The 25,691-nt window shown below is 61.0% G+C and carries 26 protein-coding genes; 17 read left to right on the top strand and 9 right to left on the bottom strand.

Annotation, left to right across the window (positions count from 1 at the left end):
• Positions 1–305: M20/M25/M40 family metallo-hydrolase (locus JJB09_RS24535; RefSeq protein WP_201663733.1), on the top strand; the 305-nt coding region annotated here is incomplete at its 5' end.
• Between the two features lie 57 nt (positions 306–362).
• Here the strand turns inward: JJB09_RS24535 and JJB09_RS24530 are convergent.
• The 4 genes from JJB09_RS24530 to JJB09_RS24515 all read right to left on the bottom strand — a co-directional run bounded on the left by JJB09_RS24530 (position 363) and on the right by JJB09_RS24515 (position 2,787).
• Positions 363–1,076 carry an RNA polymerase sigma factor gene (locus JJB09_RS24530; protein WP_201663732.1) on the bottom strand — a complete coding sequence of 238 codons (714 nt, stop codon included), beginning with the start codon at positions 1,074–1,076 and terminating at the stop codon, positions 363–365.
• Between the two features lie 40 nt (positions 1,077–1,116).
• Positions 1,117–1,452: a cupredoxin domain-containing protein gene (locus tag JJB09_RS24525; protein ID WP_201663731.1), complete on the bottom strand. Its 336-nt coding sequence runs from the start codon at positions 1,450–1,452 to the stop codon at positions 1,117–1,119.
• Positions 1,453–1,454: 2 nt separating this feature from the next.
• Entirely contained in the window at positions 1,455–1,976 is a 522-nt protein-coding gene (locus JJB09_RS24520; protein WP_201663730.1) for a DUF4142 domain-containing protein, read from the bottom strand.
• 163 nt (positions 1,977–2,139) lie between these two features.
• Positions 2,140–2,787 carry a TetR/AcrR family transcriptional regulator gene (locus JJB09_RS24515; RefSeq protein ID WP_201663729.1) on the bottom strand — a complete coding sequence of 216 codons (648 nt, stop codon included), beginning with the start codon at positions 2,785–2,787 and terminating at the stop codon, positions 2,140–2,142.
• 325 nt (positions 2,788–3,112) lie between these two features.
• Here JJB09_RS24515 and JJB09_RS24510 point away from each other — a divergent pair, with 325 nt between their 5' ends.
• The 7 genes from JJB09_RS24510 (at position 3,113) to JJB09_RS24480 (ending at position 12,034) form a co-directional block, all read left to right on the top strand.
• Positions 3,113–4,228 carry a sugar ABC transporter substrate-binding protein gene (locus tag JJB09_RS24510; RefSeq protein WP_201663728.1) on the top strand — a complete coding sequence of 372 codons (1,116 nt, stop codon included), beginning with the start codon at positions 3,113–3,115 and terminating at the stop codon, positions 4,226–4,228.
• Between the two features lie 124 nt (positions 4,229–4,352).
• Positions 4,353–5,321, top strand: coding sequence for an ABC transporter permease (locus tag JJB09_RS24505; protein ID WP_343229081.1), 969 nt, complete (start codon positions 4,353–4,355; stop codon positions 5,319–5,321).
• A gap of 9 nt (positions 5,322–5,330) precedes the next feature.
• Entirely contained in the window at positions 5,331–6,836 is a 1,506-nt protein-coding gene (locus tag JJB09_RS24500; RefSeq protein ID WP_201663726.1) for a sugar ABC transporter ATP-binding protein, read from the top strand.
• 11 nt (positions 6,837–6,847) lie between these two features.
• Positions 6,848–7,789, top strand: coding sequence for an ABC transporter permease (locus JJB09_RS24495; protein ID WP_201663725.1), 942 nt, complete (start codon positions 6,848–6,850; stop codon positions 7,787–7,789).
• Positions 7,790–7,801: 12 nt separating this feature from the next.
• Positions 7,802–8,833 carry a zinc-dependent alcohol dehydrogenase gene (locus tag JJB09_RS24490; RefSeq protein ID WP_201663724.1) on the top strand — a complete coding sequence of 344 codons (1,032 nt, stop codon included), beginning with the start codon at positions 7,802–7,804 and terminating at the stop codon, positions 8,831–8,833.
• 106 nt (positions 8,834–8,939) lie between these two features.
• Positions 8,940–10,436 (top strand): aldehyde dehydrogenase family protein, encoded by a 1,497-nt coding sequence (locus JJB09_RS24485; RefSeq protein ID WP_201663723.1) that lies wholly within the window; start codon positions 8,940–8,942, stop codon positions 10,434–10,436.
• Between the two features lie 2 nt (positions 10,437–10,438).
• A complete protein-coding gene (locus tag JJB09_RS24480; RefSeq protein ID WP_201663722.1) occupies positions 10,439–12,034 on the top strand; it encodes a GMC family oxidoreductase in 1,596 nt (531 codons plus the stop codon).
• A 79-nt stretch (positions 12,035–12,113) separates the two neighbouring features.
• On the opposite strand, the gene JJB09_RS24475 is transcribed toward JJB09_RS24480, so the two are convergent.
• Both JJB09_RS24475 and JJB09_RS24470 read right to left on the bottom strand, forming a co-directional pair.
• Positions 12,114–12,839, bottom strand: coding sequence for a pentapeptide repeat-containing protein (locus JJB09_RS24475; protein ID WP_201663721.1), 726 nt, complete (start codon positions 12,837–12,839; stop codon positions 12,114–12,116).
• A gap of 365 nt (positions 12,840–13,204) precedes the next feature.
• A complete protein-coding gene (locus JJB09_RS24470; RefSeq protein ID WP_201663720.1) occupies positions 13,205–14,023 on the bottom strand; it encodes an aldo/keto reductase in 819 nt (272 codons plus the stop codon).
• A 186-nt stretch (positions 14,024–14,209) separates the two neighbouring features.
• Between JJB09_RS24470 and JJB09_RS24465 the strand changes: the two genes are divergently transcribed.
• Genes JJB09_RS24465 through JJB09_RS24450 form a run of 4 tightly spaced genes read left to right on the top strand, consistent with a single transcriptional unit; the run spans position 14,210 to position 18,187 of the window.
• On the top strand, positions 14,210–15,784 hold the full coding sequence (locus JJB09_RS24465) for an acyl CoA:acetate/3-ketoacid CoA transferase (protein ID WP_201663719.1): 1,575 nt from the start codon (positions 14,210–14,212) through the stop codon (positions 15,782–15,784).
• A 4-nt stretch (positions 15,785–15,788) separates the two neighbouring features.
• Positions 15,789–16,577, top strand: a complete 789-nt coding sequence (locus tag JJB09_RS24460) for an enoyl-CoA hydratase/isomerase family protein (protein ID WP_201663718.1) — start codon at positions 15,789–15,791, stop codon at positions 16,575–16,577.
• Positions 16,578–16,611: 34 nt separating this feature from the next.
• Positions 16,612–16,923 carry a Dabb family protein gene (locus JJB09_RS24455; protein WP_201663717.1) on the top strand — a complete coding sequence of 104 codons (312 nt, stop codon included), beginning with the start codon at positions 16,612–16,614 and terminating at the stop codon, positions 16,921–16,923.
• A 4-nt stretch (positions 16,924–16,927) separates the two neighbouring features.
• Entirely contained in the window at positions 16,928–18,187 is a 1,260-nt protein-coding gene (locus JJB09_RS24450) for a glycerate kinase type-2 family protein (RefSeq protein WP_201663716.1), read from the top strand.
• Between the two features lie 19 nt (positions 18,188–18,206).
• Here JJB09_RS24450 and JJB09_RS24445 read toward each other — a convergent pair whose 3' ends face one another.
• Together JJB09_RS24445 and JJB09_RS24440 are read right to left on the bottom strand one after the other, a co-directional pair.
• Positions 18,207–18,650, bottom strand: coding sequence for a YybH family protein (locus JJB09_RS24445; RefSeq protein WP_201663715.1), 444 nt, complete (start codon positions 18,648–18,650; stop codon positions 18,207–18,209).
• Positions 18,651–18,748: 98 nt separating this feature from the next.
• Positions 18,749–19,768 (bottom strand): aldo/keto reductase, encoded by a 1,020-nt coding sequence (locus JJB09_RS24440; RefSeq protein WP_201663714.1) that lies wholly within the window; start codon positions 19,766–19,768, stop codon positions 18,749–18,751.
• A gap of 239 nt (positions 19,769–20,007) precedes the next feature.
• Here JJB09_RS24440 and JJB09_RS24435 point away from each other — a divergent pair, with 239 nt between their 5' ends.
• Genes JJB09_RS24435 through JJB09_RS24420 form a run of 4 tightly spaced genes read left to right on the top strand, consistent with a single transcriptional unit; the run spans position 20,008 to position 23,953 of the window.
• Complete coding sequence (locus tag JJB09_RS24435; protein ID WP_201663713.1) at positions 20,008–21,153, top strand: acyl-CoA dehydrogenase family protein; 1,146 nt, start codon at positions 20,008–20,010, stop codon at positions 21,151–21,153.
• On the top strand, positions 21,150–21,923 hold the full coding sequence (locus JJB09_RS24430) for a 3-ketoacyl-ACP reductase (protein WP_201663712.1): 774 nt from the start codon (positions 21,150–21,152) through the stop codon (positions 21,921–21,923). The genes JJB09_RS24435 and JJB09_RS24430 overlap by 4 nt, the downstream gene beginning before the upstream one ends.
• Before the next feature lie 10 nt (positions 21,924–21,933).
• Entirely contained in the window at positions 21,934–23,082 is a 1,149-nt protein-coding gene (locus tag JJB09_RS24425) for a dihydrodipicolinate synthase family protein (protein ID WP_201663711.1), read from the top strand.
• 10 nt (positions 23,083–23,092) lie between these two features.
• Entirely contained in the window at positions 23,093–23,953 is an 861-nt protein-coding gene (locus JJB09_RS24420) for a sugar phosphate isomerase/epimerase family protein (protein ID WP_201663737.1), read from the top strand.
• 55 nt (positions 23,954–24,008) lie between these two features.
• Here JJB09_RS24420 and JJB09_RS24415 read toward each other — a convergent pair whose 3' ends face one another.
• The gene (locus JJB09_RS24415) at positions 24,009–24,434 is read right to left on the bottom strand and encodes a VOC family protein (protein WP_201663710.1); all 426 of its coding nucleotides are present in this window, start codon (positions 24,432–24,434) and stop codon (positions 24,009–24,011) included.
• Positions 24,435–24,621: 187 nt separating this feature from the next.
• Here JJB09_RS24415 and JJB09_RS24410 point away from each other — a divergent pair, with 187 nt between their 5' ends.
• Positions 24,622–25,581, top strand: coding sequence for an AraC family transcriptional regulator (locus JJB09_RS24410; RefSeq protein WP_343229082.1), 960 nt, complete (start codon positions 24,622–24,624; stop codon positions 25,579–25,581).
• Positions 25,582–25,691: the final 110 nt, after the last annotated feature.

The raw sequence follows: 25,691 nt of genomic DNA, 5'->3' as shown, positions 1-25,691 counted from the left end.
GCGCCGAAGTGTCGTTCGACTGGCAGACCGGCTATCCCGCGACCATCAACGATGCCGCTGCGGTTGATGTCGCACGCGCGACGGTTTCTACGCATTTCGGCGAGGATCAGATGATCGAACTCGCCACGCCGCTGATGGGCAGCGAGGATTTCTCCTTCCTGCTGGAGAAGGTGCCGGGCGCCTATGTGCTGATCGGCAACGGCGATAGCAGCGGCCTGCATACCACGACCTATGACTTCAACGACGCGATTCTCGAACGCGGCGCCAAATACTTCTACTACCTGGCCAAGGATAGCCTGGTCTGAATGGATTTGTTCTGCCGGCGGGGGCGTCAGACGATGAACCCGCCGGCCCAATCCGGCCTAGCGCATTTGCTTCTGCTTCAGGCTTTCGACAACCCGGTCGGCCATGGAAACGCACCGGGCCCCGTCGAAGGGGAAGAGCGCGCTGAAGGCGCCTTCCAGCTGCCGTTCGATGGAGGCGCGCATCAGTTTGCGCGCCCGATGCAGCCGGGTCTTGACCGTTTCGACCTTGATATCGAGTTGGCTGGCGACCTCTTGCGCGCTCATGCCTTCCACGTCGCGCATTACGAACACCATGCGGAAGCCGTCAGGAAGTTCGTCGACCGCCATTTCCAGAAGATGCCGCGCCTGTGTGCGCGACAGTTCGGACTCGGGATTTGGCCCGGCGAGTGATGACGGAAAGTGCAGCACATGGCCTCCACCGGACGCAGCCTGCATATCGATTTCCTCCAGCGCAGTGGTTTTACGGCGGCGACGCAAGCGCCCGAGTGCCTCGTTCATCGCAATTCTTGTCAGCCAGGTGGAGAACTGCGCCTCCTGGCGGAAAGTGTCCATGCTGGTAAAAGCCCGGACATAGGCTGCCTGGACGATATCTTCCGCTTCGCCGTCATTTCTGACAACGGACCGCGCGAGCCGGAACAGGCGGCGGTTGTAACGTTGGACAATGGCGCGGATGGCGGTTTCATCACCTTGTCTGGCAAGGTCGACGAGCTCCGTTTCGGATAGATCCGAAGACACCAGCGGGCTTGTTTTTGTCTTTGGCAATGCGTTCATCTGATCCTCGATACGGTATCATGACGACAAATTTCGACTTTTAGGGCTGCACGGACAATGTGCCTTTCATCGCAGGATGGAAGCGGCAATAGAACGCGAAAGATCCGGCTTTATCGACTTTCATGCTCTGCCTGGAATGCGGCGGCAGATCGACATCGAATCCGCCGTCGCGCGCCGTCGCCGTATGGCGGAACATATCATCGTTGCGCCAGTTGATCACATCTCCGACATGCAGGACATCGGGTACAGCGGCGAACTTCATTTTTGTGATGGCTATTTCATACTCGGCCGCCCTCGCTGCCGGCCAGTGACCGGCAGCGAGAAGCAGAAACACCGGCACGAAGCTTATCGCTTTCTTTGACTTGCGGAGTTTCATGGCTATTTGACCTGGCTGGCGAGATGCTCGGCATGCATCTGATGCTCCTGGAACAGGGTCAGGCCAGTTTCGAGCAGCGATTTCAGTTCGGCGTTGTGAGCAGAAGGGATCAGGGTGTCTTTCAGAGCCCCGTTGACCGCCTTGTGATACGCGACTTCGTTTTCGACATAGGCCTTGTCGAAGGCTGCCCCATCGAGTGCCCCGAGCGTTGTCAGCTCCTTGCTTGCCTGGGTCGAAAGCGACTGGCTGACCGGATTGTCTTCGGGCGTGACGTTCAGCTTCTTGACGAGCGCAAGTGCCTGCTCGTTGACGGCCTTGTGGTCGCGCTCCATGGTCTTGGCAAAGGCAATGACATCGGGGTTCTTGGATTTCTTCAATGCCTGCTCGGCCGCCGTCACATCGATCTGGCCCGCCGAGTAGGCGATATGGGCTATTTGCGGATCGGACAGTTTGGCGTCGTGGGCAGAGGCAAGTGCGGCGCCTGAAACGACGAACACGGTGGCGGCAAGCAATCTGTTAAGCATGGTGACCTCCAATCGGTGGAGCGCACAGTCTGCGCCCGGCTACGCTGCCAATGTCGCAGCGTGTCGATTGGATGCGCGTTGCCCGAAAAGGTTCCCGGGAAAATACGCCGCGGAAATCAGGGGGCTGGATCGTCGGGTTTTCTTGGCATTGCGCCAGCCGTAGTCAGTCCTTGCACACCAGCCGCATGATCGTCTCGATGTTGAAGGTGAGCCGTTCCTCCAGCGCTTCTGGCGCCATCAGATTGCGTTCGAAGACGATTGAGCCGGTAAAGCGGTTTGTGAGGTAGTAGTAGTTGATCGCGGCGATCGTGATGTTGAGTTGAACCGGGTCGATACCATCGCGGAAGACGCCTTCCTTGACGCCGCGTTCGAGTAGCTCGCCGACCATGCTGACGAACCGGCGGCTCATCGTATGGATAAGTTCGGACTTCTTCAGGTGCTTGGCCTTGTGTAGGTTCTCGCTGTTGACCAGCGTGATGAACTCCGGATTGTCGAGATAGTATTTCCAGGTGAAGCGGACGAGCTTTTCCAGCGCGCTCCTGGCATCGAGGTGATCGAGCTGCAGCTTCTGTTCGGCCGAGCGGATGTCGGAGTAGGCTTCCTCGAGCACGCGCTGGAACAGCGTCTCCTTGCTTTCGAAATAGTGGTAGATCATGCGCTTGTTGGCCTTCGCCTGCTCGGCAATGACGTCGACGCGCGCGCCGCCAAGCCCGTTTCGTGCAAATTCCTTCTTGGCGGCCGCCATGATCCGCTTTTGCGTGGCTTCGGCGTCGCGCACCCGTGGCTTTGGACTGGTCTTGGTGTCTTCCATTGTTCCCTCTATGCCCCGCCGGTGCGGAATCGCGTGCTGCGGCAGATACTACCCCATGCGCGGGTTAATCGAAATTCTCTCGTTCAACAACCGCCGGCGACAAACCTGACGACCGGTCGCCGTCGCGATATGCGCTAACCAGATAGGGAATAACATTAGTTTCACGCTGGCTGGAAGGCAAATGAATCTTGCCGGGCGTTTGTTGACAGTGCAGTTTATATAAAGTAACTAGTTAGTGCGTTGATTGTGCAGTGGCATGGTCGAGGAGGCGCTTCTCCGAAGGCTGGACTGCCTCGGAAAGAACGGTTTCAAGAGGGAGAGAGCAATGTCCTACGTCAAAGATTTCATCGAGAAAGAAAAAATCCGTCGTCGCGAATTCCTGATCAGCAGCGCGCTGGGTCTTGGTGGCTTTGCCGCTGCAGCCGCGCTCGGCACGACGCGGCTCACGGCCGCCGAAAACCCCGCCATGGCGTGGAGCTATCGAGACCGCACCAATCCCTACTGGAACTCGATCGTCTCGGGCGCCGAGGCCTTCGTCGAGAGCATCGGTAAGCCGAAGTCGGATCTCATCCATCTGATCCATGATGGCTCGAACGAAAAATGCGTCGCCGACATCAAGGCGCTGCTGTCCAAGACCAATGGCAATGCCGCCATCGCCTGCGATCCCAACGACAGTCCCAATTGCCGCCCGACGGTCGAGTCGGTCAAGGCTGCCAACGGCTACGTCTTCACCATCTGGAATAAGACCGACGACCTGCATCCCTGGGATTTCGGCGACAACTGGGTCGGCCATATGAGCTGGTCGGATCTCGAGCCCTCGACGCAAACCGCGACGATGCTGTTCGAAGCCATGGGCGGCAAGGGCGGCGTGGTCGGCCTCGGCGGCATCGCCGCCAACATTCCGGCCGTTGAGCGCAAGCAGGGCATGATGGAAGCGGCCAAGAAGTTCCCCGACATCAAGATCCTCGACTACCAGGCTGCCGATTGGGACACGACCAAGGCCAACGAGATCATGGCCTCTTACCTCACGACGTACGGCGACGAGATCAAGGGCGTGTTCTGCGCCAACGACACGATGGCCTATGGCGCCATCGAGGCTTTGCGCGCCGAAGGCCTCGCAGGCAAGATTCCGGTCTGCGCCTATGACGGCGGCGAGCAGGCTATCGAATACATTCTCAAGGATGAGCTTCTCGTCACCTGCTACACCGACCCCTATTGGGGCGGCGGCATCGCCCTGTCGCTGGCGCATGCCGCAGCGACCGGCAAGTACAAGCCGAGTGCCGAGCCGAAGGAGCATCGCGAATTCTACGGCCCGACGCTGCTCGTCACCAAGAAGGATGCAGAGGCCTTCCTGGCCAAGCATCACAAGTCGCATCCCGACTACGACTGGAACGACTACTTCGGCCCGACCAACGGCCAGATCGAGTACAACCGTTACTGATCCCTGCCCATGATGGCAAGGGCGGGATGCTGCCGCATTCCGCCTTGCCGCAATGAGGATTTCGCCGCCGCCCCATCGGGTGGTCGCGAGGTTCTGTGCCCAGTCTCTGGAGGAGTGCGCGAAGGTGTCGAGCGTCGTTGCCTTGAATGAAGCCAATATCCGCAAATGGGCGCCCTTGCTGGTGCTGATCGCGGTCTGTGTCGGCTTCGGTCTGATCAATCCGAACTTCCTGTCAATTCGCAACTTCGCCCGCATCGGTGTGCTTGCGGCGCCTGCGCTGCTGGTGGCGATCGGCGTGACCTTCATCATCATTATGGGTTCCATCGACCTGTCTATGGAAGGCGTCGTGACATTCTGTGCGGTGATCTTCGCAACCATCTTCCGGGCGCTCGGCGGAACGATGTTCGAGGGATGGCTCGGCATTCTGGCCGCGCTCGCAGTCGGCGTTCTGGCAGGACTGATCACCGGCATCGCGCATGTGAAGTTGCGCATCCCCTCCTTCATGGCCAGCCTGTCGATGGGTTTCGTCGGTGCAGGCGCCGTGGTGATCTTGTCCGGCGGTTACCGTATCACCATCGACGATCCTGTTTTCCGCTCGCTGCTCACCACGCGCTTTATCGGCATGCCGCTGATGGTGCATTTCGCCATCGTCATGACCGCGGTTGCCTGGTTCATCCAGAAGCACACCGTGATCGGCCGCAACATCTATGCCGTGGGCGGCGGCGAGGATCTCGCCAAGGCCTCCGGCCTGAATACCGAGCGTGTGCGCATCATCGGCTTTGCCCTCGCCGGTCTCTTTTATGCGCTGGGTTCGCTGCTGGCCGTGGCGCGCGTCGGCATCGCTGATGGCCAGTCGGGCTCCAATCTGATGTTCACCTCGATTACCGCAGTCGTCGTCGGCGGTACGTCGCTGATGGGCGGCACGGGCGGGGTGCTCAATACGCTTGTCGGCGTGCTGATCGTCTCGGCGATCATGAATGGCATGGTCGTCGTCGGGCTGCCGAGCTACGTCCAGAGCGGTGTGCTCGGTGCCATGGTCATCGTGGCGGTCGCGCTGTCGATCAACCGCAAAACCATATCCCTGGTGAAATAGGCGGGCACGATGTTCAAGCTATCCAAAATTGAAAAGTCCTTTCCCGGCGTGCATGCCCTCAAGAATGTGGATTTCGAGATCCGCAAGGGCGAGATCGTCGGCCTGGTGGGCGAGAATGGCGCCGGCAAGTCTACCCTCATGAAGGTGATGTACGGTGCCTATGTGCCTGAATCCGGCGAAATATCGCTCGATGGCAAGCCGGTGCGCTTCGCCAATCCGCGCGATGCCCAGGAAAAGGGCGTCGGCATGGTGTTCCAGGAACAGTCGCTGATCTCCAACCTGACGGTGATGGAAAACATCTTCCTCGGCTTTGAAAAGCCCTTTGTTCGCATGGGCCTGGTCAACTGGAAGAAGATGGCGACAGCGGCGCGAAAGCAGCTTGAGAAAGTCAGGCTCGACATCGATCCGGCTACCATCACCTCTGAACTGTCTTTTGCCCAGCGCCAGCTTGTCGAGCTTGCCAAGGTACTGTCGGTCGAGGAACGGGTTCATGGCGATCTGGTGATTCTGCTTGACGAGCCGACCTCGGTTCTGTCGCCCGAAGAAGTGCAGATGCTTTTCCAGTTGGTGCGGGATCTGCGTTCACGAGCCGCCTTCATTTTCGTCTCTCACCGCATGGACGAGATCATCGAACTCTCCGACCGCATCTATGTGATGAAGGATGGCGAGGTGGTCAGCGTCGTCAATGCCAATGAGGCAGTGGTCGAAGATATCCAGCGCAAGATGGTCGGCCGAGATGTCGATGCGGAATACTATCGCGAGGCCCGCCAGCTTCCCTATTGTACGGAAAAGCCGCTGTTGCAGGTCAAGAAAATATCTCACGCACCAGTCTATAAGGACATCGCCTTTGACCTCCATCCGGGCGAAGTGCTGGCGCTGGTCGGCACCGAAGGCTCGGGCACGGAAGAGATCATGCGCTCGATCTTCGGCATGGTTCGCCCCGATGCCGGTGAAATCCGCGTGAACGGAGAGGTGGTCAGTCGCTATTCTCCGGCTGACGCTGTCGAGCATGGCATCGCCTACATTCCGCGCGAGCGAAAGGTCGAGGGCATTGCCGCCGGTATGAATGTCTTCGAAAACATGACCTTGCCGCAATTGTCGAAATACTCCCGCTTCGGCCTGATAAATCAGGACCGGGAGCGCACCCTCGCGAAGGAATGGATCAAGAAGCTTTCGATCAAGGCTTCGTCCGAGGAGGCCGATTGCGGCCGACTTTCCGGCGGTAATCAGCAGAAGGTTGTGCTGGCCAAGTGGCGCAGCGCCGGCTCGAAGATCGTCATCCTCGATCATCCGACGCGCGGGCTGGATATCGGCGCTAAGGAGGACGTCTACGAGATGGTGCGCGACATGTGCGCCGATGGCTGTGCCGTTATCCTCGCTGCCGACACGCTGGAGGAAGCCATAGGGCTTTCGCACACCATTCTCGTCATCAAGGATGGCGAGATCCAGGAACGCTTTGATGGCAAGCCGGGCGCCAAGCCCACCCTTTTCGATCTCGTCCACCACATGGTTTGAGGAGCAGGGATATGAACGCACAGAAACTCAAGCCATACCTTCCAGTGCTGACGCTGATCATACTTGTCGCGCTGATTGGCATGATGGACTCGACCTTCCTCAAGCCGGCGAATCTGCTGATCGTCGCCGCCGACGTTTCGGCGCTGTTCGTTATGGCGCTCGGCCTGACTTTGGTAATCTATATCGGCGGTATCGACCTTTCGACCCAGTCCGTCGCATCGATGACGACGGTGCTGGTCACGGCAATGTTGTCGGGTCTGGGCTTCTGGGCCGTGCCCATTGCGCTTGCGGTCGGCGCGGGCTTCGGCGTGCTCTCGGGCGTCGTATCGATCCGCACCAAGATCCCGTCCTTCATCGCCACGCTGGCAATCGGCGGAATCGCCTATTCCGTGGCCCGCTATGTCTCCGGCGAGAAGGCGCTGTCGATGATCGAGACCGAACGTTCCGCCTATCTCGGCTGGCTGTTCGGTTACTCCGGTCCGATCCCCAACGAGGTCATCTGCGCCGGCGTCTTGTTGCTGGTCGCACTCTTCGTCGAGCGGCGCACGGTGTTCGGCCGGGTGCTGAAGGCCATCGGCGCGGCCGAACATGCGGCCATCGCTTCGGGCGTGCGGGTCGAACGCTACAAGATCGCCGCCTTCGCGATCTGCGGCCTACTGGCGGCGTTCTCCGGCCTGATGATGTCGGCGCGTTTGTCCGGCGGCTCCTCGCTTGCGGCTAATCAGTTTCTGCTGCCGGCCATCGTGGCGGTGCTTGTTGGCGGCACGCCGTTGACCGGCGGCGTCGGCGGCGTACTCAACACGATGATCGGCGCGCTGATCGTCGCTGTCATCCGCACCTCGATGGTCTATCTGGAAATCCCGGCCGATGGCCAGCAGATCTTTTTCGGCCTGGTGCTGATCGTGGCGATTGCCCTGACGCTCGACCGCAGCAAAGTTTTGACGGTGAAATGAGGGATGCCTGATATGGAAACCATGAAGGCCGCCGTTCTCGTTGCCCCCCACAGGTTTGAGATCCGCGAAATGCCGGTGCCGGCCGTCGGCCCCGCTGACGTGCTGATCAAGGTCGCGCGAACCGGCATTTGCGGCACCGACATGCACATGTTCAATGGCCACTATGCGGCCGATCAACTGCCGATCATTCCTGGGCACGAATTCTCCGGGACGATTGCGCGGCTGGGAGCAGACGTCACGCGCCTGAATGTCGGGATGCGCGTGGTCGCCGATATCAATGTCGGCTGCGGCACTTGTTTCTACTGCCGCCGCAACGAAATCCTCAATTGCGCCGAAGTCCGGCAGATCGGCATTTCGCGCGACGGCGGCTTTGCCGAATATGTGTCGGTGTCGGCGCGGCTGGTCATTCCGGCGGCCGCGGAGGCTGAGTTCGACCTGCTGGCGCTGGTTGAGCCGGTGGCCTGTGTCGTGCGCGCCGCCCGCAAGGCAAATGTCCGGTTCGGCCAGTCGGTGGTAATCCTGGGCGCCGGCCCCATCGGCAATCTGCATGTGCAGATGATGCGGGTGGCGGGTGCTGCGCCGATCATCGTCGTCGAACCCTCGGAGCATCGCGCACAGCTGGCACGCCAGGCCGGTGCCGATGTGGTGATCACCGATCCGGAGAATGCGAGACAAACCGTGCTGGCGATGACGGATGGCCGCGGCGCCGACGTCGTCATCGAGAGCGTCGGCCTGCCGAAGCTCTACCGGCAGGCACTTGGGCTGTTGCGGCCCGGCGGACATCTCGCAGCCTTCGGTATCACTGGAGACGAGGAGACGCTGCCCCTGCCGTTGCTGGATACGGTGCTGCGGGAATATTCGTTGAAAGGCTCCGTCGCCGGCATGGGCGAGGACATGCACGATGCGCTGACATTGCTGACGCATGGCCGCTTCAAACTCGATGCGTTTCGGGGCGCAAGCTACCGGCTGGATGACATCCAGCAGGCCTTCGAGGACCTGCCGAAACGAACGGATGCCTTGAAAATCCAGATCGAAATCAGCTGAGCAAAACCGATTGCCGGACGGTTGACTTCGTCGGGAATAGAACTGAATGGTTACTTAAGCAGGAGCCGCTGCCACCGTGCATCGGCCCGGAGGAAAGGGTGAGGACATGGAGATGAACGCTGGCAAGCTGGCGCTTCCCGAAACCGTGCGCGAGTTCGGCTTCTTCGTCGATGGAAAGTGGATCGCGGCTGGCAATCGCAGGGTGATCGAGCGCAACAGCCCTGCACATGACGTTCCCGTCACCCGGATTACCCGCTGCACGGTCGATGATCTCAACCAAGCGGTCCGGGTTGCGCGGGACGCCTTTAATGACCGTCGTTGGTCCGGCCTTTCCGGTGCAGATCGTGCAACGGTGCTGCTCAGGGCGGCGGAGGGCATCCGCGCGCGTGCGGAAGAACTGGCGCTGCTCGAAACGCTGGAAAGCGGCAAGGGCATCAGCCAGTCGCGTGGCGAGGTGCTGGGTGCCGCCAGCATTTACGAATATGCAGCGGGTGCGGCGCGTGCGCTGCACGGCGAGACATTCAACAATCTCGGCGACAATCTTATCGGCCTCGTCATCCGCGAGCCGATCGGCGTCGTCGGGCTGATCACGCCGTGGAACTTTCCGTTCTTCATTCTTTCCGAGCGCGTGCCGTTCATCCTTGCGTCCGGCTGCACCGTCGTCGCCAAGCCGTCGGAAGTCACCTCGGCGACCACGCTGGTCATGGCGGAAATCCTGGCTGAGGCCGGCCTGCCAGCCGGGGTGTTCAATGTCGTCACCGGCGCTGGTTCAGAGATCGGCCAGGCTATGACCGAGCATGACGACATCGATATGCTGTCGTTCACCGGTTCGACTGCCGTCGGCCGCCGGGCGCTGCTGGCGTCGGCCGGCAATTTCAAGAAGCTTGGACTGGAGCTTGGCGGCAAGAACCCGCAAATCGTCTTTGCCGACGCCGATCTCAACGAAGCGGCCGATGGCGTCGTCTTCGGCATCTGCTTCAATGCCGGCCAATGCTGCGTCAGCGGCAGCCGGTTGATCGTCGAAAAGTCGGTGGCGGTGGAATTCGAAAAGCTGCTGGCCGACAAGATCGCCCGCGTTCGCGTAGGCGACCCGCTCGATCCGAACACCCAGGTCGGCGCGATCGTCACCAGCCAACAGAACGATACGATCCTTTCCTACATCGGCAGGGGCATGGCGGAAGGCGCCCGGCTCGTCTGCGGCGGCGGCGCATTGGAAACCGAGAAAGGCCAGTTCATTCGCCCGACCGTGTTTGCCGATGTGAGAATGGACATGGCCGTTGCCCGCGAGGAAATCTTCGGACCGGTGCTGACCATCTCCACCTTCGAGACTTTCGAGGAAGCGATCGAGCTTGCCAACGATACTGTCTATGGGCTCGCCGCCAGCATCTGGACCAAAAATCTCGACAAGGCGACCAGCGCTTTCCGCCGTGTGCAGGCGGGTCGCGTCTGGGTCAACACCACGATTGCGGGCGGCCCGGAAACGCCGATCGGCGGCTTCAAGCAATCCGGCCATGGCCGCGAGACCGGCATTTACGGCGTCGAGGAATATACCGAGGTGAAGACGGTGCACATCGCACTCGGCAAGCGCGATCTCTGGGTGTGATGATGGCCGCAAGATCCTATGATTATGTGATTGTCGGCGGCGGTAGCGCCGGTTGCGTGCTGGCAAGCCGGCTAAGCGAGAACCCGGATATCAAGGTTCTGCTGCTCGAAGCCGGCGGCAAGGACAGCAATCCGTTCATCCACATGCCGGTCGGCTTTGCCAAGATGACGACGGGACCGCTGACCTGGGGGCTGGTGACGGCACCCCAGAAGCACGCCAACAATCGCGAAATCCCCTATGCGCAGGCGCGTGTGATCGGTGGCGGCAGCTCTATCAATGCCGAAGTCTTTACCCGTGGCACGCCATCGGACTACGACCGCTGGGCAAACGATGAAGGCTGCGACGGCTGGTCGTTCAAGGACATCCAGCCATATTTCCTGCGCTCCGAAGGCAACGAGACGCTTTCCGGCCCCTATCATGGTACCGACGGGCCCCTCGGCGTCACCAGCCTCGTGCCGCAACCGCTGACGCAGGCGTTCGTGCGATCCTGTCAGGAAGTCGGCATGCCCTACAATCCGGATTTCAACGGCCCGGTTCAGGAGGGCACGAGCGCCTACCAGACGACGATCCGCAATGCCAGGCGATGTTCTGCGGCAGTCGCTTATCTCAGGCCTGTCATGAAGCGCAAGAATCTGACTGTTAAGACGGGGTGCCAGACCAGCAAGATCCGTTTTGCGGGCAACCGCGCGACCGGGGTGGACTATGTCAGCAACAGCCAGTTCCACAGCGCCAATGCCGAGCGCGAAGTGATCGTCACTTCGGGGGCGATCGGCTCGCCGAAGCTGATGATGCTATCCGGCATCGGCCCGGCCGAACACCTCAAGGCGATGGGCATTCCCGTGGTGCAGGACATGGCGGGCGTTGGCCAGAACCTGTCGGACCATTTCGGCATCGACATCGTCTATGAGCTGAAGGCCAATACCAGCCTGAACAAGTACAACAAGCCGCACTGGATGGCATGGGCCGGCCTGCAATACATGCTGTTCGGCACCGGGCCGGTCACCTCCAACGTGGTAGAAGGCGGGGCCTTCTGGTACGGCGACAGATCGCATAGCGAGCCGGACCTGCAGTTTCATTTTCTGGCCGCTGCCGGTGTCGAGGCGGGCGTACCGGCGATCCCGTCGGGCTCGGGCTGCACGCTGAACTCCTACACCGTGCGACCGAAAAGCCGTGGCTCGGTGATGCTGAGGAGTTCGAAGCCGGAGGACCGCCCGGTCGTCGATCCGAACTTCATCGCCGAACCCGACGATCTCCGGATTTCGGTCGAAGGCATCAAGCTCAGCCGGGAAATCCTCAACCAGCCGTCGATGCAGAAATATATCAGGAGCGAGCATTTCCCCGGCAAGGAGGTCAGGACGCAGGCCGACTTCGAAGACTACGCCCGCCAGTTCGGCCGCACGTCCTATCACCCTGTCGGCACCTGCAAGATGGGCACCGATGCCATGGCCGTGGTCGATCCGCAACTGCGGGTCATAGGGCTCGACGGCATCCGCATCTGCGATTCATCAGTTATGCCGAGCCTGATCGGTTCCAACACCAATGCGGCCACGATCATGATCGCCGAAAAGGCCAGCGACATGATCCGCGGAAATCACTAAACGCTTTCCGCGCCAAATGAGGGCGGAGGCGCGAACAGAACCGGGAAGGCCAGTACTCTGCCCCACCGTGTGGGCAGTCCTATTCCTGCTGGAAATCGCAGGGCCACTTGTTCGGCTTCGTCAGGCCTGACGGCAGCACGGTCCTGTCGTCGCCGCAAGCCATATCCACCTGCCACTGGATCAAGCCTGTCGCCTTGGCAAGGTTGAGGCCTTCGATACGGGTGAGGAAAAAGAACGCACGGTCGAAATCAACAGGACCGTCAAATGTTGCTCCACGGAAATCGGCGCGGGCAAGATTGGCCAGGGAGAAGCTGTTTCCGCCGACTTTCGCCCCATCGAATTGCGAGCGACCCAGATCGGCTTTGGTAAAATCCGCACCGGTAAGCTTGGCCTGCTGGAAGTTGGAACGCTGCAGTTCGGCGCCTTCGAAGGTGGCGCCTTGTGCGTCCATTCCGCTGAAATTCGTTCGGTATGCCTCGATCTTCGCAAAGCGCGCGCCTTTGGCCGCGGAGCCAGCGAGGCTGGCGCGGACAAGTATCGCTTTTTCCAGATTTGCCGCAGGCAGATTGCTGTTCTTGAGGTCGGTGGAGGTGAAATTCGCGCCGGACAGGTTTGCGCCACTGAGATCGCTGCCGTCCAGAAGCAGCATCGACCTGTCGCAGTTTTGCCAGTCGATGCCCGGCGTTGGCGACGCCCGGCAATCATCCGAGGCCAGCGCATCTTGCCACGAAAATCCGACGAAAGCCGCCAAGAGCAGGGAGAATTGAAGAAGGGACCTTCCGCAAGCTATGATCGTTGAACGCATATTCTCACTCCATCCGCCAATGACAGCGCAACCGCGCATTTGGCCAACTTCTGCGTGATACTACAATTTGATCATGTCTTCCATGCTCAGCAGCCACATCATAGGCTTAACCGGGATTAACGAACGGCTGGCCAGTGGGCTTGTAGTCTGTTTGTGGTGAATACTCGATATTGAACGGGTTTAAACCCCTCCAGACTGCTGACCAAGGGGGAAACTAATCTTGGGGCATGGTCGGGCTTGACCCGACCATCCATAACCCATTGAAATTATGGATCCTCGGCTCAAGGCCGAGGATGACGCCGAATGTGTTGCAGGATGTGTTGCAGGGTTTGTCAACAAACTAACCCCCTCTTGACGGGAGGCCATCAGTCCCATTTCGGCGCCCATGGCACCAGTTCGCGGGTCACAATCCGGTAACCAGTCTTCATCAGTGCGTCTATCCTGACCATGTCGATGCTCGACAGGGTGAAATCCATGACATCGAAATTGTCGCTGATATTGCCCGGTTTGGTCGACATGGTGTTGATCGAAACACCCTTCTGCAGGATCCAGCGCAGCACCACCTGTCCGGCCGACTTGCCATACGCCTTGCCGATTTCCTCGAAGAGCGGATATTTGAACACCTCGCCGCGTGCCACCGAGCAATAGGACGAAATGGGAATGCCTGTCTCGGCGGCCGCCTCGAGCAGCACGGTCTGGTCAAGCAGCGGGTGAAACTCGACCTGGTTGGTCACCAGCGGCTCGTCGATAATCGAGGCGGCCTCCCGCATCATCTTCACCGTATAGTTCGAGACGCCGATATGGCGGGCAAGGCCGCGCTTCTTCGCTTGCGCCAGTAGCTTCAGCGATGGCGCTATATCCTCGCCGATTGGCGGCCAGTGCAGCAAAAGCACATCGGCGACGTCGAGACGAAGGTCCCTGAGACTCTTTTCGACCGACGGAAGGAAAAGGGCTTCGGTAAAATTATCGGGATGCACCTTGGTCGTGACAAGCATCTCGTCGCGCTTGAGCCCCGTCGCAGCCAGCCCTACACCGACCTCGGCCTCGTTCTCATACATCTGCGCGGTGTCGAAGGCGCGATAGCCAACGGCGGCGGCGTCCAGCATCGCCTTGTGCAGGACCTCGCCATGCAGCGGAAACGTGCCGAAGCTGCGTTGATAGGTTTTCTCGAAATAGATGCTCAAGGTCGTCCTCCCCAGGGAATATGAAACAGCAGGCAACGGACTTCGTCAATCGTGTGCGAAGCCGGATCGGTATTCTTCAGCTTAAAATGATCGGCAGTTTACGCTTGATCTGCAATTGCTTCTCGCTTATGTAATAACCAACTAGTTACTTAATATCAAGCTGAATTCGTGCTTTTGGGGAGAGAGATGTCCAAGATCCGAACCGCCGCCCAGGCCGCGGCCGCCATTGCCGACGACGCCATCGTCGCGGTCAATTCCTCCAGTGGCCTCTGCTGCCCTGATGCGGTGCTCGCCGCCATCGGCGAGCGCTTCCGCGAGGAGGGGGCGCCGCGCCGGCTGACCACCATTCATCCCATCGCCGCCGGCGACATGTTCGGCACCAAGGGCATCGACCACCTGGCGCAGCCGGGGCTGCTGTCCACCATCATTGGCGGGTCCTATCCCTCCGGCCCATCTTCTGCAGAGCCGCCACTGATCTGGCAGATGCTCGGCCGAAACGAGGTCGCGGCCTACAATATCCCCAGCGGCATCATCTTCGATCTGTTGCGCGAAGCGGCGGCCCACCGGCCCGGCGTGCTGACCAAGGTGGGTCTCGATACGTTTGCCGATCCGTCCCACGAAGGCTGCGCGATGAACGAGGCGGCGGCCCAAAAGCCTGTCGTCCGCAAGATCGAATTCGATGGCGGCGAGTATCTGTATTTCCCGACGATCAAGCCGACGGTCGGCATTATCAGGGCCTCCACTGCCGACGAACGCGGCAACCTGACATTCGAGCACGAGGGTGCCTATCTGGGCGCCATGGAAGTGGCGCTCGCCGCGCACAATTGCGGCGGCATCGTCATTGCCCAGGTCAAGCGTATCGCCCAGGCGGGTTCGCTCAGGCCGCACGATGTGCGCGTGCCGGGTATTCTCGTCGACTACATCGTCGAAGCGCCCGACCAGTTGCAGACGACAGCGACCGTCTACGACCCGGCGATTTCGGGCGAACTGTTCCGGCCGCTCGACACATTCCGCATTCCGCCCTTCGATGCGGCGAAAGTCATGGCGCGCCGCGCGGCGATGGAACTGAAGCCCGGTTGGGCCGTCAACCTCGGCTTCGGTATCTCGGCCAATGTGCCGCGCATCTTTCTCGAGGAAGGCAGGCATGGCGACGTCACCTGGGTGATCGAGCAGGGCGCCGTCGGCGGCATTCCATTGCTGGATTTCAAGTTCGGCTGTTCCTCTAATGCCGAGGCCTTCGTCGCCTCGCCGCACCAGTTCACCTATTTCCAGGCGGCGGGCTTCGATGCCACGCTGCTGTCCTTCCTGCAGATCGGCGCGGATGGTTCCGTCAATGTCTCCAAGCTCGCGGTACGCCCGCATGTGACGGCGGGCGCCGGCGGCTTCGTGGATATCACCACGCGGGCGAAGCGCATCGTGTTCTGCGGCTATTTCAATGCCGGGGCGAAGTTCTCGATCGAGAACGGCAAGATGCGGATCGAGAAGGAAGGCAAGATCGCCAAGATCGTCGATGCCGTCGATCATGTCTCCTTCTCCGGCCGGCGCGCCGTCGCCCAGGGTCAGGATGTGACCTACATTACCGAGCGCTGCGTGCTGAAGCTGACACAAGAGGGCCTGACAGTGATTGAAATCGCTCCGGGCATCGAACTGGAGCGCGATATTCTGGCGCAATCGGCCACGCCGCTGAAGGTCGCGGAAAACATGCGCGTGATGGATGCTCCTCTTTTCAGGCCGGAGAAGTTCGGCCTGCCAATCGGGTGATGCGATGAGTGGAACCGGGCAAACTCCTCTCAAGATTGAAGTCGAAGCCGGTATCGCGATACTGACGCTTTGCCGCCCCGAGAAACTCAATGCGCTCAACACGGCGTTGATCGATGAACTGGCGGTCGCGTTGCGCGTGATAGAGCGCGACGCGTCGGTGCGGGTCGTGATCGTGACGGGCGACGGCAGCAAGGCCTTTTGCGCCGGCGGCGATATCAACGATTGGAGCGCGCATTCCCCTGTCGATTTCGGCCGCCGCTGGCTGCGCGACGGCCATCAGGTCTTCGATGCCTTGGCGCGGCTACGTCAGCCAGTCATTGCGGTGCTGAATGGCCATGCGCTGGGCGGGGGGCTGGAGCTTGCCGCCTGCGCCGACATCCGCATCGCCGAAACCCACATCAAGATCGGTCTGCCCGAAACCGGCCTCGGCGTCATCCCCGGCTGGTCCGGCACGCAGCGCGCCACCCGCCGTTTCGGTGGCCAGATTGTCCGGCGCATCGTGTTGTTCGGCGAGATGCTGGATGCCGAGGCGGCGCTGGCGTTGGGCGCAGTGGATTACCTGACGCCATCAGGCGAGGGGCTGCAGAAGGCGAAGGAACTGGCCGCGCGCGTGCTGCATCGGGCGCCGGTGGCCACCGAGCTCTGCAAGATGCTGATCAATGCGGCGGAAGGCGAAGATCGGGAGCGGGCGATCGAGGCGATGGCGGGCATGGCAGCTGCCTCGACTGATGATCTAAGGGAGGGAGTCGCAGCCTATCGCGAAAAACGCAAGGCCGATTTCCGGGGCCTCTGAATCCGGCTAAACTAAATCATTTCGGGAGGAAAACATGATTCGTCATTTTGTATTGCTGCGCTTCAGGGACGATGTGTCCGAGGCGGCCAAGACATCGTTCTATCGCGAGCTCGATGCGCTGAAAGGCCACATCAACGGCATCGAAGCCTTCCATGCCGGCCCGAATGTCTCGGTCGAGACGAATATGATCCGCGGTTTCAAGGACGCCTTCTGGTTTGATTTTACAGATGAAGCGGTCCGTGACATCTATCTTGCCGACGCCGCGCATCAGGCGGTCGGCGCAAAGATCGTCGCGCAGACCGTAGGTGGTGCCGATGGCGTCATCGTCGTCGACATGAAAGTGTGAGTATATGCTGCAAGCCAGGCCGTTCCTGACATCGCTCTTCGACTGCGCGGTCGCAGCCGCCGATCCCGAGCGCGCCATCCTGCCGTTCCTGCCGGAAAGGCCGCGCGGGCGCACGGTGGTGATCGGCGCCGGCAAGGGGTCGGCGCAGCTGGCTGCCGCCCTAGAAAAGCATTGGGGTGACCCGCTCGAAGGGCTGGTCGTCACCCGCTATGGCTATGGCGCTAAGACCAGGCATATCGAAGTATTCGAAGCGGCCCATCCCGTGCCCGATGAAAACGGCCTGATCGGCGCTCGACGACTGTTCGAAACGCTGCGGGGATTGACGGCGGACGATCTGGTGATCGCGCTGATTTCCGGCGGTGGCTCGGCATTGCTGCCGTCGCCGCCCGAAGGGTTGACGCTGGCTGACGAGATCGCGCTCAACAAGGCGTTGCTTGCGTCCGGCGCGCCGATCTCGGCGATGAACACCATCCGCAAGCACGTCTCCGGTATCAAGGGCGGCCGGTTGGCAAAGGCCGCCTGGCCGGCGCGCGTCGTCAGCCTCATCGTATCCGACATTCCGGGCGACAATCCGGCCTACGTCGCCTCAGGCCCGACCGTGCCTGATCCTTCGACGCCCGAGGACGCGCTGGGAGAAATCAGGCGCTACCGCATCGACTTGCCGCAGAACATCTTGGATCACATCACTTCGGGCAATGCGCATGCGCCTGATCCTTCCGACCCCGCCTTCGCCAATAACATCCATCATGTCATCGCTTCGGCGTCCGTCTCGCTGGAAGCGGCGGCAGCTGCTTCGGAGAAGGCTGGCATTCCGGCGGTCATTCTTTCGGATGCGATCGAAGGCGAGGCGCGCGAGGCGGGTCGCATGCATGCAGCCATCGCGCGGGAAATCCGCAATCGCGACCGGCCGTTCAAAAAGCCGGTTCTGCTTCTTTCGGGCGGCGAGACCACTGTCACTCTGCGCGGCAAGGGCAAGGGTGGCCGCAACACCGAATTCCTGCTCGCCTTCGCGCTTGCCATCAGCGGCACCGCCGGCCTCGAGGCAATGGCGGCTGATACCGACGGTATCGATGGCAGCGAGGACAATGCCGGTGCGTTTGCTGATGGATCCACGGTCGCACGGCTGATCGCCGCTGGCCTCGACCCCAGCGAGATGCTGAACAACAACGATGCCTGGAGCGCCTTCCATGCCTTGGGCGATCTTTTCGTGCCGGGTCCAACCGGCACGAATGTCAATGATTTCAGAGCGATCCTGATCCGGTAGGTGTGGAACGTCTGCCGGCTCAGCCCGGGGATGGCTTGAGATCGAGTAGCGCTCTGCCGCTGCCGTCCATCGCAAAAGGCACGGACTCATGTTCGTGCGCCACCTTCCATCCGGCTGCCGTGTTGACCAGACCGAGCGTCTGCCGGAACCAGAGGTCGACCACATCGCCGTCGGCCTTGGTGCCGGTGATGTGAACAAGACCCGTCCAGAAGGCGACATCCTCGCCAACTCTGAGCTTGACGTCACGGACATCACCGCCAATCGGACCGCGCCACGTCGCAAGCCACGCTTGCAAACCATTGGCATCCCTGCCGCGCGTCGCAAGGGGCGGGGCAAGGGAGAACGTGACAGCATCTTCCGCCATATGGGAAATCGCGGCGGTGACATCCTTCTCCTCGAACGCCTTTGCGCGCGCCATCAGCATGTCGGTGATTGCTTGCTCTGCCTTCATCGCATTGTGCATCTCGGTTCCTCCTGGTTTCGAGAACCCTGAGGACGAACGAAGCGACGCCTTTCCGACAGCGGCGTTCAGATTATTCCGAAACGCCGTTGTCTTCGCCATCAGGAGTGTGGAACCGGCGCATCCTCCCTCAGCAGTCCCTTGTTCTTCAGCTCGGCCCAGAATTCCACCGGGATCGGATGGTTGAACCATTCCATGTTCTTTTCCAACTGCTCGACCGTGCGCGTACCGGCGATGAAGGACGGGATGGCGGGGTGGGCGACGACGAACTGCATGGCGGCGGCTGGCAGCGGTACGTTGAATTCGCGGCAGACCGTTTCAATCTTGCTGACCCGGTCCATGATTGCGGCGGGGGCGGGCGAATAATTGTACTTGGCGCCCTCCACAGCGCCCGTCGCCAGGATGCCAGAATTGAAGCCGCCGCCGACCACCACGGCAGCGTTGCGTTTCTCGCAAAGCGGCAGGAACGTATCGAGTGAATCCTGCTCCAGCAGCGTATAGCGGCCGGCCAGCAGGAAGCAGTCGAAATCGCGCTGCTCGAGCGCCGCCTGGCAGACTTCCCATTCGTTGACGCCGACGCCGATCGCCGTGACCACGCCCTCGTCGCGCAGCTTCGACAGCGCCTTCCAGCAGCCGTCCATCGCCGTCTTGAATACTTCAGGCTGGTCCGCGCCACGCGTAAACACGTCGATGTCATGGATGAAGCAGATATCCATCCGCTCCAGCGCCAGCCGCTGCAGGGAATCCTCGAAGGCCCGCATCGTGCCGTCATAGCTGTAGTCGAAGATCAGTTCGTTGGGTGCGGCATTGTTCCACGGCGCAAAATCGATATCGGCACGGCGCTTGGGTTTCAGGATGCGGCCAACCTTGGAGGACAGCACGAAATCGTCGCGGTCCTTCCAGCGCAGCGAATGGCCGGTGCGCAGTTCGGCCAGGCCGTGGCCATACATCGGCGCCGTGTCGTAGAAGCGCACGCCGGCATCCCATGCCGACTGGATCATGCCATCGGATGTGGGTTCGTCGATTGGTTTGAAGATATTGCCGATGGGGGCGGTTCCAAAGGCGAACGTCGTCACTTGCAGATTCGTCCGTCCGAATTTCCGTGTGTCGGATACTCTCATACATTCCTCCCGAAAAATGTAACCAGTTAGTTATTTATGTTATCACTCGTAAAGCCGATGGCAAGAGAAAAGCGCCTGATTTCAGCCGGCTACTTCCATCCGCTCGTTCTTGAAGCAGGAATAATCCTTCAAAATCAATGGTCAGGATCTGCTTGAAAAATTGGTTCGCCAGCCAGTCTTGACCGCAAAAATCGACGCTGCTATTAAGTAACCATATAGTTACAAAATGGGAGTTGGAAATGTACCTTTCGGAGGAGCATCAGCAGGTTCGCGACATGGCGCGGCAATTCGCCGAGGATGTCGTGCGGCCGGTCGCCGAGGCGCTGGACCGGGAGGAACGCTTCCCCTCGGAGATCTACGCACAGATGGGCGAACTTGGCCTGTTCGGCATTGGCGTGCCGGAGAGGCTGGGTGGGCCGGGTTTTGACACGCTCGCCTATGCGCTGGTCATGGAAGAGCTGTCGCGCGGTTATGCCTCGGTGGCCGATCAATGTGGGCTGCTCGAACTGATCACCACATTGCTCGTGCGGCATGGCTCAAGTGAGCAGCAAGGTCGATGGCTGAAGGCGTCGATGAGCTCAAAGGTCAAGGTTGCCTATTGCTTGACCGAGGCCGAAGCTGGCAGCGATGTCTCCGGCATCCGCACCTTTGCCGAAAAGGATGGCGATGGCTGGATCCTCAACGGCTCGAAGATCTGGATTCACAATGCGCCCGTTGCCGATATCGGCTTCGTGCTCGCCAAGACCGACCGCGAGGCCGGCCATCGCGGCATGTCGATCTTCATCGTCGATCTCAATGCCAAGGGCGTCGAGAAGGGGCCGAAGGAACACAAGATGGGCCAGCGCGCCAGCCAGGTGGGGGCGCTGCATTTCGACAATGTCCGCATGGGTCCGGAAGCCCTGCTCGGTGAGGAGGGGCGCGGCTTCCACATGATGATGGGCGCACTCGACAAGGGGCGCGTGGGCATCGCCTCGCTCGCGGTCGGCATCGGCCAGGCGGGGCTGGAAGCAGCGCTCGAATATGCCCAGCAGCGCAAGCAGTTCGGCCAGAAGATATCGGATTTCCAGGGCGTGCAATGGCTGCTTGCCGACATCGCCAAGGATGTCGAGGCGGCACGCCTGCTGGTCCATAGTGCTGCCGGCAAGATCGATCGGGGTGAGAACGCCACCATGGCCTGCTCGATGGCCAAGTGTTTTGCTGGAGACATGGCCGTGGCGCGCACCGCCGATGCCGTGCAGGTGTTCGGCGGCAGCGGCTATATCAGGGGCTTCGAGGTCGAGCGCCTTTATCGCGACGCCAAGATCACCCAGATCTACGAGGGCACCAATCAGGTGCAGCGGATGATCATCGCCCGCGAACTCGCCAAGCACGGAGCACGGGCATGAGCGGGCAGGCGGCACTGGTCACCGGCTCCAGCCGGGGCATCGGTCTGGCGATCGCGCTTCAGCTTGCCGATCGTGGTTTCAACATTGCGCTCAACGGTCATTCGGATGGCGAGGAACTGCAGGCGGCCGAAAATGCAGTCCGCGCGCGCGGCGTCGAGGTCATCCGCATCGCTGCCGATGTTAGCGACCTTGGCGGGCATCAGGCGATGCTCGACCGGGCCGAAAGCGTCACGGGTCCATTGACGACGCTGGTCAACAATGCCGGCGTCTCGGTCCTGTCGCGCGGCGATATCCTCGATGTGACCGAAGAGAGTTACGATCGCTGCATGGCGGTCAACGCCAAGGCGCATTTCTTCCTGACGCAGGCTTTTGCGAGACGGCTTTTGGCCCGCGAGCGTTCAGCCGATCTCACTTACAGTGTCGTCAACGTCACCTCTTCGAATGCAACGGCGATTTCCATCGCCCGCGCCGAATATTGCGCCTCGAAGGCGGCCGCTGCGATGATCTCCCGGAATTTCGCCGTTCGGCTCGGCGCGGAAGACATTGCTGTCTTCGACGTTCAGCCGGGCCTGATCGAGACCGACATGACCAGGGGCGTCAAGGATATCTATCGCAAGCGGATCGAAGAGGACGGGCTGACGGTCATGCCGCGCCTCGGCCAGCCCTGCGATATCGGCCGCATGGTCGCCACGCTAGCGACCGGCGGCATGCCCTACGTGACCGGCCAGGTCATCTCCGCCGATGGCGGAATGCTCATTCCCCGTTTCTGAGGATTATTTGATGGACATCCAGTTTCCTGGTCCCGATGGCCGCCTTCAGGCCTACAGCCTTTCCGGCACCCCGATCGAAACGCGCAGCTTCTCGCGCAGCTTCAACCGCGTCGTCTTTTCCGCCGCCCATGTGACATCGGATCCGCTCACCGCAAACGATCCGTCAGGCGCTGCCGCCATCGACTGGGATACGACGATGGCCTTCCGCCGCCACCTGCATGGTTTGGGGCTGGGTATTGCCGAAGCCATGGACACCGCCCAGCGCGGCATGGGGCTGGACTGGAAAGGCGCGCTTGAACTCATCCGCCGCACGAAAGCAGAAGTCCCCGATGCGCTGGTGTTCAATGGCGCCGGCACAGATCATCTCAACCCGAATGACGCGCGGACGCTCGACGATGTCAGGTGTGCTTACGGCGAGCAGATCGGCGCCATACAGGCCGTCGGCGGGCGCATCATCCTGATGGCAAGCCGGGCGCTCGCGCGGGTTGCCAAGGGACCCGAGGACTATCTGGCTGTCTATCGTGATGCGCTTGCTGAATGCGACAAGCCCGTGGTGCTGCACTGGCTGGGCGACATGTTCGATCCGGCACTCGCAGGCTATTGGGGATCGGACCGCTTCGAAGAGCAGTTAGAAACCTGCCTCTCCGTCATCCGCGACAATGTCGCCAAGGTCGATGGCATCAAGATCTCGCTGCTCGACAAGGACAAGGAAATCCTTCTGCGCCGCCGCCTGCCTGATGGCGTCAAGATGTATACCGGCGACGATTTCAATTATCCGGAACTGATCGAGGGCGATAGCGAAGGCTATTCGCATGCCCTGCTCGGCATCTTCGACCCGCTGGCGCCTGCGGCCGCCTATGCGATGGCGCAGCTTGCGGCAGGTGATAAAGCCGGCTTTCGCCGGACGCTCGATCCGACGGTGCCGCTGGCCCGGCTGATTTTTCGCGCCCCGACGCAATACTACAAGACGGGCGTGGTCTTCCTCGCCTGGCTCAATGGCTTCCAGAACCATTTCATCATGCTCAACGGCGCCCAGGCCATGCGGCCGCTTCCCTATTTTACCGAAGTGTTCCGGCTCGCCGACCAATGCGGCCTGCTGCGTGATGGCGATCTCGCGATCCGCCGGATGCGGCAACTGCTCGCGCTTTACGGGGTCTAAGATGGATGCGCTGCGTGACTTTTCCATCGACCACTCGCCACTCGCGCTCAACACCGCAACCCTCGGCCACAATGTCGAAGGGAACGGTGCCGGCTGGTCGCCGGAGCAGGTCATCGATGCCTGTGCAGCGCGCGGCTTTGGCGCGATCGCGTTCTGGCGGCGAGAGATCGGCACCCGCGCCCGTGAATTCGGCGAGCGGACCCGGGCGGCGGGGCTAGAGGTCTGTGGCCTTTGCCGCGCTCCGTTTCTCGTCGGGCCGTTGGCACCGAAACCGCGTTCGGCTGCGATGGACGATTTCCTTGCTTCCATCGACATGGCCGCCGAACTCGGGGCCGCCTGCCTGACGATCTGTGTCGGCGGCGTCGTCGAAGGCAGCCACTCGATGCGGGACAGCCTGAAAATGGTGGCGGAAATGGTTGCGGAAGCCGCGCCGCGCGCCAAGGCCGGCGGCCTGACGCTGGCACTCGAACCGCTACACCCCGTCTATGGGGGCAACCGCTCCTGCCTGGTGACGACACGCGATGCGGTCGATGTGGTCGAGGCGATCGGGCATGAAGCCGTCACCGTTGCCATCGATGTTTATCATGTCTGGTGGGATCTCGGGCTTGCGGAACAACTGCGGCGTCTTGGTGGCGACAGGATCGCCGGCTACCATCTCTGCGACTGGCTGGCCGACACCAATGATGTGCTGCTCGATCGCGGCATGATGGGCGATGGCGTCGCCGACCTGAAGTTCTTGCGCGCCGCCGTAGAAGCTGCGGGCTACCGCGGCTATTGCGAGGTCGAGATTTTTTCGGCCGCAAACTGGTGGAAGCGCGATCCGAATGAAGTGCTGGACATCTGTCTGGAGCGGTTTCGTACCGTCTGCTGAGAAGCAGGCATGCCGCAGCGGGAAAGCGTCCCGCTGCGGTTCTTCGGGTCGTGTGTCATGCACCCTTGTTCGGTGCATTCATCGCCCAGCTGATGCCGAAAGGATCGCGGAGCTGGCCGTAGCGGTCGCCCCAGAACATAAGCTGCAGCGGCAGCGTGATTTCGCATCCGGCCTTGACGGCCCGCTCCCACCAGAAGTCGATGTCGTCGACGATCAGTTGCAAGGTGAACCCCTGCGGGTTTTCCATGGGATGGCCGTGTTCGGGGTAGGCATCGCACAGCATCAGCGAACTACCGTTGATATAGAGATGCAGGTGCATGGTGCGGCCCTGCTCGTCGCGCGGCACACAGAAGGCTTCCTCTGCGCCGAAAGCCTTGCGGTAGAACTCTCCTGCCTTTTGCGTGTCGACAACGATGTAAGGCACGAGCCCACCCTTGGCGGCAGGCATGGTTTGATTGGTGTTCATTGCAGCTTCATTCATTTTACGTCTCCTCTCCGGTTGATCTGTCCGCCGTTTCGCGACGGCTAAACCTAGGACGCTCGCGCGGGCCATATCCCGACACCCCCGGCCGAAATATCTTGCGATTTGTTTGTCGCAGCCCGGGGGACTTGCGCGGCGGCGGGGCATAGGAAATACTTCGCCCGCTTCCGGAGGGGCGGTATTGAGCGTGGAACAGGCACATCAAAGGATACGCCAGACGAACTCGACCGAGTTTGCCGACGCCGAAGCGCACCTGTCGAACTCTTATTGCGACCACCATCTGGAGCCGGGCCCGAACCGCGCGGCGCTTGACTTCCGTCATGCCTCACTGGCGCTCGACCGATCCGGCTTCAACCTGCTGCAATATGGCGAAGAGGTCTCCATCGCCTCGAGCTTCGAGAATTTCTACATGCTCGAAATGCCCATCGAAGGCGGTGTCGATATTCATTTCGGTGCCGAGACGGTGCAATCGGGCACTGGTATCGCGCTGCTGCTGTCGCCGGGGCCGCGCTTTGTGTCGCGCTGGCGGGCCGGCACCCGCCAGATGATGCTGCAGATCGACCGGCAGGCGCTGGAGGACCGGTTTGCGGCGCTGGCGCGCCGGCCCAATGCCAGCCACCCGATCTTCAACCCCGTGATCGACCTGAACACCGAACATGGGCGCTACATCAGGACGGCCTTTTCTGGTCTTGCCGAAGCGCTTGCCGATCCCGAAATTGCAGCGCAGGAAGATCTGGAAGCGGTCGTCCCCGCATTGATCGATGAATTGCTGCAGAACATCGCCTACCGGCAAGGCAGTTCGATCGTTCCCGAGCGCCTGCACGCGACGCCGCGGCAGGTCAAGCTTGCCATCGATCTCTTCAAGACGCGCTACGGCGAGCGGCTGATGATGCCGGCGGTCGCCCGCGAGATCGGCATTTCGGAGCGTGCGCTCTACGAAGGGTTCCAGCGCTATTACCAGCGCTCCCCCTATGACATCCTCACTCGCATCCGCATGGAGAATGCCCGCCGGCTGATGCGCCACGCGGGGCTGTCGGCGGCAGAGGCGGCCCGCAACGTCGGAATCCGCCATCTCGGGCGGTTTTCCGCCACCTATCGCGATGTCTTTGGCGTCCTGCCCTCGCAAGATTCCGCCGGGACGCACTGATCGGTCGGGCGCTATCCACATCCTGCAGAATTCGATTTTGCCGGGCCTTTCCCCGGATGACAGTTTCATGACGGCTCATTAACACTGCATGCGAGATCTGTGGGCGCCAG

The organism is Phytoamicus setariae (genome assembly GCF_016722925.1).
In the GTDB taxonomy this organism is placed as follows: domain Bacteria; phylum Pseudomonadota; class Alphaproteobacteria; order Rhizobiales; family Rhizobiaceae; genus Rhizobium_E; species Rhizobium_E setariae.
The sequence above is the reverse complement of the archived record's forward strand: the minus strand, read 5'-3'. Positions and strand labels throughout refer to the sequence as shown.

What these genes read in the sequence shown, in the direction of transcription:
- JJB09_RS24530 (WP_201663732.1), bottom strand. Translation starts at nt 1,076, where the DNA reads ATGAACGCATTGCCAAAGACAAAAACAAGCCCGCTGGTGTCTTCGGAT.
- JJB09_RS24525 (WP_201663731.1), bottom strand. Translation starts at nt 1,452, where the DNA reads ATGAAACTCCGCAAGTCAAAGAAAGCGATAAGCTTCGTGCCGGTGTTT.
- JJB09_RS24520 (WP_201663730.1), bottom strand. Translation starts at nt 1,976, where the DNA reads ATGCTTAACAGATTGCTTGCCGCCACCGTGTTCGTCGTTTCAGGCGCC.
- JJB09_RS24515 (WP_201663729.1), bottom strand. Translation starts at nt 2,787, where the DNA reads ATGGAAGACACCAAGACCAGTCCAAAGCCACGGGTGCGCGACGCCGAA.
- JJB09_RS24510 (WP_201663728.1), top strand. Translation starts at nt 3,113, where the DNA reads ATGTCCTACGTCAAAGATTTCATCGAGAAAGAAAAAATCCGTCGTCGC.
- JJB09_RS24500 (WP_201663726.1), top strand. Translation starts at nt 5,331, where the DNA reads ATGTTCAAGCTATCCAAAATTGAAAAGTCCTTTCCCGGCGTGCATGCC.
- JJB09_RS24495 (WP_201663725.1), top strand. Translation starts at nt 6,848, where the DNA reads ATGAACGCACAGAAACTCAAGCCATACCTTCCAGTGCTGACGCTGATC.
- JJB09_RS24490 (WP_201663724.1), top strand. Translation starts at nt 7,802, where the DNA reads ATGGAAACCATGAAGGCCGCCGTTCTCGTTGCCCCCCACAGGTTTGAG.
- JJB09_RS24485 (WP_201663723.1), top strand. Translation starts at nt 8,940, where the DNA reads ATGGAGATGAACGCTGGCAAGCTGGCGCTTCCCGAAACCGTGCGCGAG.
- JJB09_RS24480 (WP_201663722.1), top strand. Translation starts at nt 10,439, where the DNA reads ATGGCCGCAAGATCCTATGATTATGTGATTGTCGGCGGCGGTAGCGCC.
- JJB09_RS24475 (WP_201663721.1), bottom strand. Translation starts at nt 12,839, where the DNA reads ATGCGTTCAACGATCATAGCTTGCGGAAGGTCCCTTCTTCAATTCTCC.
- JJB09_RS24465 (WP_201663719.1), top strand. Translation starts at nt 14,210, where the DNA reads ATGTCCAAGATCCGAACCGCCGCCCAGGCCGCGGCCGCCATTGCCGAC.
- JJB09_RS24460 (WP_201663718.1), top strand. Translation starts at nt 15,789, where the DNA reads ATGAGTGGAACCGGGCAAACTCCTCTCAAGATTGAAGTCGAAGCCGGT.
- JJB09_RS24455 (WP_201663717.1), top strand. Translation starts at nt 16,612, where the DNA reads ATGATTCGTCATTTTGTATTGCTGCGCTTCAGGGACGATGTGTCCGAG.
- JJB09_RS24450 (WP_201663716.1), top strand. Translation starts at nt 16,928, where the DNA reads ATGCTGCAAGCCAGGCCGTTCCTGACATCGCTCTTCGACTGCGCGGTC.
- JJB09_RS24445 (WP_201663715.1), bottom strand. Translation starts at nt 18,650, where the DNA reads ATGCACAATGCGATGAAGGCAGAGCAAGCAATCACCGACATGCTGATG.
- JJB09_RS24440 (WP_201663714.1), bottom strand. Translation starts at nt 19,768, where the DNA reads ATGAGAGTATCCGACACACGGAAATTCGGACGGACGAATCTGCAAGTG.
- JJB09_RS24435 (WP_201663713.1), top strand. Translation starts at nt 20,008, where the DNA reads ATGTACCTTTCGGAGGAGCATCAGCAGGTTCGCGACATGGCGCGGCAA.
- JJB09_RS24430 (WP_201663712.1), top strand. Translation starts at nt 21,150, where the DNA reads ATGAGCGGGCAGGCGGCACTGGTCACCGGCTCCAGCCGGGGCATCGGT.
- JJB09_RS24425 (WP_201663711.1), top strand. Translation starts at nt 21,934, where the DNA reads ATGGACATCCAGTTTCCTGGTCCCGATGGCCGCCTTCAGGCCTACAGC.
- JJB09_RS24415 (WP_201663710.1), bottom strand. Translation starts at nt 24,434, where the DNA reads ATGAATGAAGCTGCAATGAACACCAATCAAACCATGCCTGCCGCCAAG.